Origin of the sequence: Planomicrobium sp. MB-3u-38 (genome assembly GCF_002836425.1) — a bacterium.
Taxonomy (GTDB): domain Bacteria; phylum Bacillota; class Bacilli; order Bacillales_A; family Planococcaceae; genus Planococcus; species Planococcus okeanokoites.
The window spans coordinates 112,984-122,609 of the sequence record NZ_PJBO01000037.1; the positions used below are offsets into that span (position 1 = coordinate 112,984).

Consider the following 9,626-nt stretch of genomic DNA (forward strand, 5'->3'; position numbering starts at 1 on the left):
TAAAAGATTGCGAAATGAGGAGAATGGCTTTTGAAAATGATTTCTTGGAACGTCAACGGGCTGCGCGCTGTCGTGAAAAAGGGCTTTATGGAGTTTTTCGAGGCAGCGGACGCGGACATATTCTGCCTGCAGGAGATTAAATTGCAGGAAGGGCAAATTGAAATGGATCTTCCCGGATACCATCTTTTCTGGAATTACGCGGTAAAGAAAGGCTATTCAGGGACGGCCATCTTTACAAAATATGAACCGCTTTCTGTGAGATATGGCATCAACCATGTAAATCACGAAAGTGAAGGGCGCGCCATCACCCTGGAATTCGAAGAGTTTTACTTGGTGAATGTCTACACGCCGAACTCCCAGCACGGGTTGCTGCGCCTCGATTTCCGCCTTGAATGGGAAGAAGCGGTGCTCGATTACGTGAAGGATCTTGATAGCCGGAAGCCGGTCATTCTCTGCGGCGACTTGAATGTGGCGTATCAGGAAATCGACTTGAAGAATCCCAAGGCGAATCTGAAAAACTCTGGATTCACACCGGAAGAGCGCGGGAAGATGACGGAATTTCTGGCAAGCGGATTCACTGATTCGTTCCGTTATTTCCATCCTGATTTGAGCGGAGCTTATACGTGGTGGTCATACCGCACCAATTGCCGCCCACGTAACATCGGCTGGCGCATCGATTATTTCATCGTTTCTGACCGTATGGCGCCGAAAATGAAACAGGCGGAAATCCATAAAGATATTCTCGGCTCCGACCATTGTCCGATTGAACTTCAACTTAAATGAAAAGAGCGTCCGGAAGAAATTCTCCGGACGCTCTTTTCATTTAAATCCCTATGACGTGCTTTGCCAAACGCTCGCAATTGTTCTGATCGAAATAATCGATGTAAAGCGGTGCTTTCGGGTACCACTCGTTCGTCGTGATATTTTCTTCGACGATCTTTTTAAGATATTGATACACTTCTTCGAGCGAATCGGCTTTATAGCCGTAAAGATCTGTGTCGAGGCTCAGGTAAGTCCCGCGCCGCGCCATGTATTCCTCTTTATCAAACATATTGAAGATGATGGGTTTATTGAGATAAAGGAAATCCCAGGAGACGCTTGTGATATCGGTGAGGAGCATGTCATTTTCGACAATGGCTTTTTCAATGGAGGCATGGTTGAAATCCTGGAATTCGATGCCGCTCTCCGGATGGTCCAGGCCGGTAAAGTGCTTTTCGAATTTTCGCATGAACGGATGCAGTGCGACGCGCATATGCAGATCGTTTTCGGAAATCAGTCGGCGTATGCCTTCGTGGCTAACAAGTCCAAGCGTGTTATTGAAATAATCGCTTTCGACGAATTCCTCTTCAGTCAAATCAAAGAGCCATTCACGCCAAGTCATCATCATTAAAATCTTGCGGACTTGCGGCGCAGGCTGATTTGTCTGAAAACGGTCGAAACGCGGAAATCCGGTGACGATCAGTTTATTCTCCGGAATCTTCCATTGATTGAGCTTCAGATCTTTTTCATATTCTGAAGCGCAGTTAAAGTAATCCGTCCGCGCCAATAAAGGAACATCTTCTTTTTGGATCAATATTTTCTTGAATCCTTCGATTCCGTGGCTGACATGGGTGATGATCGTTTTCCGGTTAAGGAACAGGAATTTATCGACGGATGGCGCAATGTCATACATCAGCGAATGGCCATGGAATGAATAATCGGCTTTGAAAAAAAGGCGGTAGTTCCGGAAACTTCCGAGCGGGACAGCGTTGGCGAGCTGCTTGTCTTGTGCGTAGGATTTTTTCGGATCATACATCCAGTATGCCGTGACTTTATCCTGATGATTGGCGATCAGGTATTTATGGAAGACGGCCGCATTGTCCTCGTACTTCTCTCCAAGGTTACCACCGACCAAAACTATTTTCTTATCACCTTTGAAGGTGGGGAAGAAAGAAAGTAAATAAGCTGCCGTAACTTTCAAAAAAACTTTCAGGGGATCAAATCTCCCTCTTTCTTTCAACTCGATGCTCATGTTCAGCCCTGCTTTCATATGGTTGTTCTATTCCTAATTTTTTCATATCCTCGGCTCTTTGTCCATCTGCAGGCAAATAATCATTTTTCATTCAAAGTGAGGTTTAATAATTTTAATAATGGGAAGAATATAAGGTGATACAAGTATGCGAAGGAGGATTCTATTATGAAGGAAAACAATGAAGAGAAACATCGGAAAATGGGAACCGGAGAGAACGAAGAAACTCTGACGACCCGTCAAGGCCATCCAGTTAAAGACAATCAGAATATACGGACTGTCGGAAACCGTGGTCCGGCTACATTGGAAAACTATCATTTCATAGAAAAAATTTCCCACTTCGACCGTGAAGAAATTCCTGAACGCATTGTCCACGCCAGAGGTACAGGAGCTTTCGGTTATTTCGAAACATATGGTACAGTCGGCGACGAGCCGGTGGAAAAATATACAAGAGCTAAAGTATTTTCAGGCAAAGGCAAGCAAACACCGTTGATGGTCCGCTTTTCAACAGTGGCAGGATCGCGCCACTCCCCGGAAACTGACCGTGACCCGCGTGGTTTTGCGGTTAAGATGTATACAGAAGATGGAAACTGGGATTTGGTCGGCAACAACCTGAAAATCTTCTTTATCCGTGATGCGATGAAATTCCCGGATATGATCCATGCCTTTAAAACAGACCCGGCATCAAATATTCCGGATCCGCAGCGCATGTTCGATTTCGTGGCGCGTTCACCTGAAGCGACGCATATGATCACACTGCTGTTCTCGCCATGGGGCATACCTGCGACTTACCGCCACATGCAAGGTTCCGGCGTCAACACTTATAAATGGGTGAATGACAAAGGCGAAGCGGTTCTTGTTAAATATCATTGGGAGCCGAAACAGGGCATCCGCAATTTGACACAGAAAGAAGCCAGTGAAATCCAGGCTGAAAATGTGGGCCACGCGACACAGGATTTGTATGAAGCCATCGAAAATGGAGATTATCCGGAATGGGAACTGTTCGTTCAGATCATGAGCGACGATGAGCATCCGGAGCTCGACTTCGATCCATTAGATGATACGAAACTATGGCCACAGGATAAATTCCCATTCCTTCCTGTCGGCAAGATGGTATTGAACCGCAACCCGGTCGATCACCATGCTGAAATCGAACAGGCTGCCTTCGGAACAGGCGTCCTTGTCGATGGTCTGGATTTCTCAGATGATAAAATGCTGCAAGGCCGCACGTTCTCTTACTCAGATACGCAGCGTTACCGTTTGGGCGCCAACTACCTGAAGCTTCCGGTCAATGCACCGAAGAAACGTGTAGCGACGAATCAGCAGCGCGGCATGATGGATGTCAAAAATCCGCATGAAAATCCATCGAATCCTTCCATCAACTATGAACCATCCGTACTGGGCGGCTTCAAGGAAGCGGATAAGGAAGGAACACCGGATCATGAACCGGCTTATAATGACCGTCTTATGAAAGCGCCGATTGACCGTACCAATAACTACGGGCAAGCGGGTGAAACATACCGCAGCTTCGAAGACTGGGAACGCGATGAGCTGATCAATAACCTCGGTGATGCACTTTCTGTCTGCGACCCGCGCATCCAGGATGAAATGATTGAGCACTTCACACAGGCGGATGAAGATTATGGCCGCCGTGTACGTGAGAATCTTGAGGAAAAACTGGAAGCGATGAAACAGATGAAAGATTCTGAACCAAAATTGATGGGGCAGCCTGCTTCAAATAAATTGGCGCAGGGTGCAGCTAAAAAAGGGCACGAGGCTGAAAAATATTAATAAAAGATGAAAGTCCGGCAAGCCGTTCCGACGGTTTGCCGGATTTTTTTTAGGTTTAAAAAATATAAATGTTCAAAGTTTGATAAAGCTTTAAAAGGAGCGGAGTGTTGTCCAGACTCCAACGGCCAGCTCCTCGAGTCGTAAGCCACTTTGGCTGTATGGCTGGAAAGACGCCATTTCGCCAAAGTGGCTTACGCTTGTCGGAGCTTAACGGCCGTTTCCGCTTTTCTAAAATTTCTTCAAACACTTTCGCTAGTTCATCCGTTATCTTAATGAGAGGGGCAATAAATGAGAAAGCGGGGAATGGAATGGATACTGAAACGATGTACGAAAACTTGAAAACTGATCTGATCCGTTTCGCCCGTTCCATTTCCCGGCACGAGCAGGAAGCTGATGATCTGATCCAGGACGCTCTCGAAAAATCGCTCAAGGAAAAAGAGCTGGTGAATCTGCCGAACTACAAGCAGCGGGCTTGGTTTTTCCGGGTGATGAAGAATCGGCTGATTGATGACAGGCGGAAAGACCATAGAATCTCGGAATGGGAAGAAGAAATGGATTTTCCGGAACAGGCATTGGCGGTCAACCGGCTGGAGATGACTGAATTGCTGTCGCATCTGACTCCGGAGATGGCTGATCTCGTGTTCAAGCGTTATTGGCTGGGTATGACCAGCAAGGAAATCGGTGACCAGCTTCAAGTCCCGGCAGCGACCGTCAGGTACAAGCTGCATTTCGCGATTAAAAAATTGAGAGACATACTTGAGGAGGAATAAGGATGAAACAGACAGTCGGCAATGTAGGCGTATTGAATTTATTGAATGCAACAGAACAAAGTGTCCAGGCTTATGAAAAGATCGGAAACGTTGGCCTGGTGCTTTACAGAAGCGGCCAATCGCACCTATTGGCGGCGCTGAATGTCGGCAATATCGGCAAGACGGTCGAAGTGCCGGATGACTTCAATTATTACAACGGCACGCTTGAAATCAATAAGGACTACCTCGATTCAATCGATCAGCCGATGAAGATGGTGCTGAACGGCATGCTGATCATCGCGCACGACGTTCAACCGGACCAGTTGAAGAAAGGGCTGCTCGACATTATTGTAAATGGTGAAATCTATACACCGTCTAAATTAGCTGGACAAGTGAACCAGCAATTTTCACAGGGCAGCCGTATGATAGAAGTTTATGAAGGCGCGCCGCCCCGGCTTGAAAACGGCAGCATCACCTTGAGCAATGCTTTTCTGGAAGCGGCGGACGAGCCGGTGCATCTGGTAGTCAACGGCATGCTGACCATCCCGACGGATATTGATGCAGTTTTATTCGAATCAAAGATCAAGAAAATCGCAGTCAACGGCCTGGTGTCCGTGCATGAAGAGCAGGAAGCGCTGCTGCACCGGAAGATGGATACTGCTCCAAATGGCGTCATCGAAGTGATTCCGGCGGGCTACCGAATCTTGAAGAAAGCGCTGCGCATTAATTCGCGTTCGATCAAGAGCTTCCGCAATGAAAAATTGATGACGAAAAAACCGATTATTTTCGAGGCGGATGTTCCGAGAGCGGCGCTTGAAAATTCAATCGACCGCATCGACTCGAAATCGTTCATCATCTGCAGCGAAGAGATTGAAGATCTTTTGTACGAAAAATTGGAACGCCTGGAAACGGAAGTGCTGTCGTACAGCAATCGTTTCATCTTGATTGAAGGAGAAGAACACTGGTCAAACAGCCAGTTTGAATCTCTGCAGGAGCCGGTTAACATGGTAGTTGATGGTATTCTGATAATCGATGAAGATGTAGCTGCCGATACACTCTCGGCCAAATTGGAAACACTGGATATTTTCGGGGAGGTGCAGGCGGCCACAGCAGAAACCAAAGGGGCATTGCAAGGGAAAGTCCGGGCCAATGCGGGACGGATTTCACTGAAGCAAGAGAAGCAGGAGGAGAGCAAACCGCAGGATTCCAATAATATCGGAGAACTGTCACTGTAGGAGGGAAGTCAGGATGAGCTATAAAGAAGAAGGCGCAGCAACTGTGGAAACCTGGAATATCAAACCGCATGAAAGTTTATGTGGTCGTGAATATACAAAGCAAGCAATAAAAAATAACACAGGATTTCGCTGCCGGCGGTTCTGGTGACCGGAATACGGCCACAATTTTCGAACGGCGCTGCGGGTCCTGATAATGAGGAGGAAAACTGATGTTTCAAACAGATGAAATGGCAGTTAGACAAAGAATGGAAGACATTCGCTCGGAAGTGGTAGCGTCCCGTACGAAAAGCCGCCGGAAAGACGTGAAGCCAGATCGCAATCCCATCTGGATTGTCCTGATCACTTTGTTCAAAAAATAATAAGGAAAGCGCCGCAAGTGAGATTGCGGCGCTTTTTCTTTTGTCACCGTTTCCGCTTTTCCTCTTGTCCAGACTCCGGCGACCCAGCTCTTCGAGTCATAAGCCAAATCAGCTGCGAAGACATTAGCCGACGCTTGCGAGGCTAAGTCTTTGCGACGAAGCAGCGAAGCGATGCAGGAGCATGATTTTAAACTGCCCTCTTGCATTAGCAATACAACTGTCTTCGCTGATTCGTCTTATGCTTGTCAGAGCTAAACGGGTGCCGTCGCTTTTCCTTGTCCAGACTCCAGTGCCCAGCCCCTCGAGTCGCTTCAGCCTTGCCGACAATGGCAAAGAACGCCATTACCGTCAAGGCTTCCAGCGCTTGTCGGGGCTACATGGGCACTTCCGCTTTTCCTCTTGTCCAGACTCCAACGGCCAACTCCTCGAGTCGTAAGCCACTTTGGCTGCATGGCTGGAATGACGCCATTTCGCCAAATCGTCTTACGCTTGTCGGAGCTGAGCGGCCGTTTCCGCTTTTCCTACTTAAAATCCAACGACGAGTGATTTACGCCGAATACATTCTCCACATCGATCAGAAAGGCGATGCCGCGTCCGGGGGCGTTCAGGTCGACTGCCTGCTCGATGCTGGTGACCACTTTATCTGTATAGCTGGCTGGGACCAAGGTCAATATGACGTCTTTTTCAGGGTCGATCGTGAAATTCATGAAAGTCTGGCGCTCATTTACACCGGTGCCGCGGCCGTTTAAGATTGTGCCGCCTTCAGCACCGGCATCTGCTGCCGCCTTGATGACTTTCTGGGAATCACCAGTATTGACGATGGTCACAATCAGTTGAAATTCATGCAGTGCGCTATCCATGATTTTCTCCCCTTTCTTTTTTCTGCGGTCATCAGGCCGTTTCGTTAAATGGGGAACACCGAGAAGTTTGCTCAAGTGAACAGTGAATCCCAGCCCATATCCTGATTTCCCCAACTTGCCTTCACGGCTTACAGCTTCAGCGACAGGTGCTTCAATTTCTCCATCGACAGCGATGAAGATTACATCTTTTTCATGAGTAACGGGCATTCCAAGGAAAGTCGGCTTTTCATTTCTTCCGATTCCTTCTCCGTAAACAATGGTGGCTCCGTCTGCCCCGGCTTTTTTCGCTTCGGCTATGACCGGCCTCGAAAATCCTCTTTTGACAATCGCAATCATCAGTTTATGGTTAAGATTCATCGGTTCTGTTCCCGCCTTTCCTTTTAAAGATAAGTCCCAGAACAAGGACAGCGATAATCGGCGTCAATGCCACCAGCGCAATCAGCCCGAATCCGTCAGCGAGCGGATCCCGTCCGTCCGTAACAGATGCGACACCGACGGCCAGGGAAGAGATGAAAGTGACCGTCATCGGCCCGGTGGCGACACCGCCTGAGTCGAAGGCGATGGCAATAAAAATATCACGTGATAAGAAAATCAATATCAAGACGATCAGGTACCCGGGAATTAAAAAATACCAAAGTGAAATGCCGGTCAATATCCGGAGCATCGATAAGGCGATCGAAAAGCCCACACCGATGGATAATGTATACAGCATTAACCTTGCGGAAATGTAACCGCCGGTAACTTCGTCGACTTCATCATTCATGATGCTGACGGCCGGCTCCGCAAAAGTCGCGGCAAAGCCAAGGACAAAGCCGATAGGGATTAGAAACCATTTTGTATTTCCTTCCCCGAGAGACTGACCCATCAATTCACCGACGGGCATGAATCCCACATGTACGCCTTGCAGAAAAAATGAAAGGCCGAGAAAGGTCAATATAAAACCGATGCCGACCTGCTGGAGTCTTTTTAACGGTAATTTCAGCATGAAAATCTGAAAGATCCCGAAGAAAATAAGTAATGGCAAAAGAGCGAATGCAACTTCCTGAAGCACACTTCCGAATCCTTCAAAAACATGGATTTCCATCAGAAGATCACCCCCAGGATCATGACCGCCAAAACCGGTCCGATTGAAGCGAGGCCGATTAATCCGAAACCTTCTGTTCCATCTTTTGAATCACGGCGACGAAGGGAAGATGCAACACCAACGCCGAGCGCAAGGATGAAAGGGACTGCCATCGGCCCGGTGGTGACCCCGCCGGCATCGAACGAAATTGGCACAAAAGCTTTGGGAACGAAGAAAGATAAAAGAAAGACGGCGACATATCCGCCAATCAGCATGAAATGCAATGGAATATTGAATAGTGTGCTGATCATGGCCAAGGCGACGAAAATCGCCAATCCCAATGAAACTGAAAGGATCAATATCGTCGAGCTGATCCCCCCTTCGGAAACTTTATCGATTTGAGTGGCCAGCACACGCAAATCCGGTTCTGCGACAGTTACAACGATCCCCAGCAGAAAACCGGTGCCTATGATAAGCCACGCATTTTTAGTTCTCGGCAATTGCTTGCCGATCAATTCTCCAATTGGAAGAAGCCCTGCGTTTACACCCAATAAAAAGAGGAAAAAGCCGATGCTGACAAAGAAAACGCCAATGAGGAATTGAAGCAAGGCCTCCATTGGCAGACGAATAATTGCAATCTGTAAAAAGATGACTACAATGGTAACAGGCATAATGGCAGCAACAACTTCTTTGAAGGTGTTCTTTACATTATCCATCCTGTCTCTCCTTTTCCACTTTTTCCTGCTATTCCCTATGTAATTTTGCTGTAAACTTAACGAAAATAAGAGTTATTTACAATAAGGGTCAAAAGTGAAAAGGGGAACCAAAAAGTAGGAGGTATAAAATGGGCAAAATGAAAAGAGCTGAACCCAAGCTTCCGGCAGAACTGCCTGAGAGTCTGTTTGAAGAAGCGATGGACGATCATTACATAACAAATTGCCGCATCTCGCAGGAAACAATTGATTTCACAGCAGAACGTGCATTGCACATCGATACAGTCGTATTCGAGAATGTGAATTTTGTTGATATTGTCTGGCCCAGAAGCGAATTTGTAGATGTTGTTTTTATCAATTGCGACCTTTCCAATGCCGACTTCAGCCGGTGTGTCTTTCACCGCGCCGAATTCCGTAATTCCAAACTGATGGGCACGAATTTTGCAGAAGCAGGCGTCCGTCATACACTATTTTCCGAGTGCGTCCTCAATTACGCCGCTTTCGGTTTTTCACTTTGTACTTTTTCAATATTCGACACTTCCTCAATGCGCCAGGCGGACTTCTACGAAGCCGAATTAAAAAATACCGAATTCACCTCTTGTGACATGAATGAAATCAATTTTGCAGAAACAGATCTGAAAGGTGTCGACCTCAGCAGCAATCGGTTTGAAAATATACAGGTTACAATCGAAAAGTTGGCGGGATGCACAGTTTCACCTAATCAGGCGCTGGCGTTTGCGCGTCAGCTTGGCATGCAAATAAAAGACGATTAATTAAAGGTGTTCAGTATGGACAGCAGCGAAAGCTGCTTTTTTTATATTTTATTATGGATATATTAAACATTTATT

11 protein-coding genes are annotated in these 9,626 nt (G+C 47.1%); 7 read left to right on the forward strand and 4 right to left on the reverse strand.

Features of this window, described 5'->3' with window-relative positions:
• Window positions 1-30 precede the first annotated feature (30 nt).
• Entirely contained in the window at window positions 31-783 is a 753-nt protein-coding gene (locus CXF70_RS08590; protein ID WP_101802294.1) for an exodeoxyribonuclease III, read from the forward strand.
• 40 nt (window positions 784-823) lie between these two features.
• Here CXF70_RS08590 and CXF70_RS08595 read toward each other — a convergent pair whose 3' ends face one another.
• Window positions 824-2,011, reverse strand: coding sequence for a CDP-glycerol glycerophosphotransferase family protein (locus CXF70_RS08595; RefSeq protein ID WP_101802295.1), 1,188 nt, complete (start codon window positions 2,009-2,011; stop codon window positions 824-826).
• Between the two features lie 165 nt (window positions 2,012-2,176).
• Between CXF70_RS08595 and CXF70_RS08600 the strand changes: the two genes are divergently transcribed.
• From CXF70_RS08600 to CXF70_RS18150, 5 genes are all read left to right on the forward strand, one after another.
• On the forward strand, window positions 2,177-3,799 hold the full coding sequence (locus tag CXF70_RS08600) for a catalase (protein WP_233208584.1): 1,623 nt from the start codon (window positions 2,177-2,179) through the stop codon (window positions 3,797-3,799).
• Between the two features lie 272 nt (window positions 3,800-4,071).
• Window positions 4,072-4,569: an RNA polymerase sigma factor gene (locus CXF70_RS08605; RefSeq protein ID WP_255400074.1), complete on the forward strand. Its 498-nt coding sequence runs from the start codon at window positions 4,072-4,074 to the stop codon at window positions 4,567-4,569.
• A gap of 2 nt (window positions 4,570-4,571) precedes the next feature.
• Window positions 4,572-5,783 carry a hypothetical protein gene (locus CXF70_RS08610; RefSeq protein WP_101802297.1) on the forward strand — a complete coding sequence of 404 codons (1,212 nt, stop codon included), beginning with the start codon at window positions 4,572-4,574 and terminating at the stop codon, window positions 5,781-5,783.
• Window positions 5,784-5,796: 13 nt separating this feature from the next.
• A complete protein-coding gene (locus CXF70_RS18525) occupies window positions 5,797-5,931 on the forward strand; it encodes a hypothetical protein (RefSeq protein WP_255400073.1) in 135 nt (44 codons plus the stop codon).
• Window positions 5,932-5,992: 61 nt separating this feature from the next.
• The gene (locus CXF70_RS18150) at window positions 5,993-6,142 is read left to right on the forward strand and encodes a hypothetical protein (protein WP_158241172.1); all 150 of its coding nucleotides are present in this window, start codon (window positions 5,993-5,995) and stop codon (window positions 6,140-6,142) included.
• A 521-nt stretch (window positions 6,143-6,663) separates the two neighbouring features.
• On the opposite strand, the gene CXF70_RS08615 is transcribed toward CXF70_RS18150, so the two are convergent.
• The 3 genes from CXF70_RS08615 to CXF70_RS08625 are packed head-to-tail and all read right to left on the reverse strand — an operon-like array spanning window position 6,664 to window position 8,781.
• Window positions 6,664-7,359, reverse strand: coding sequence for a P-II family nitrogen regulator (locus tag CXF70_RS08615; RefSeq protein ID WP_101802298.1), 696 nt, complete (start codon window positions 7,357-7,359; stop codon window positions 6,664-6,666).
• Window positions 7,349-8,086 carry a DUF1538 domain-containing protein gene (locus CXF70_RS08620; RefSeq protein WP_101802299.1) on the reverse strand — a complete coding sequence of 246 codons (738 nt, stop codon included), beginning with the start codon at window positions 8,084-8,086 and terminating at the stop codon, window positions 7,349-7,351. The genes CXF70_RS08615 and CXF70_RS08620 overlap by 11 nt, the downstream gene beginning before the upstream one ends.
• Complete coding sequence (locus CXF70_RS08625; RefSeq protein ID WP_101802300.1) at window positions 8,086-8,781, reverse strand: DUF1538 domain-containing protein; 696 nt, start codon at window positions 8,779-8,781, stop codon at window positions 8,086-8,088. Before CXF70_RS08625 ends, CXF70_RS08620 begins: the two co-directional genes overlap by 1 nt.
• A gap of 128 nt (window positions 8,782-8,909) precedes the next feature.
• Here CXF70_RS08625 and CXF70_RS08630 point away from each other — a divergent pair, with 128 nt between their 5' ends.
• Window positions 8,910-9,551, forward strand: a complete 642-nt coding sequence (locus tag CXF70_RS08630; protein WP_101802301.1) for a pentapeptide repeat-containing protein — start codon at window positions 8,910-8,912, stop codon at window positions 9,549-9,551.
• Window positions 9,552-9,626 lie beyond the last annotated feature (75 nt).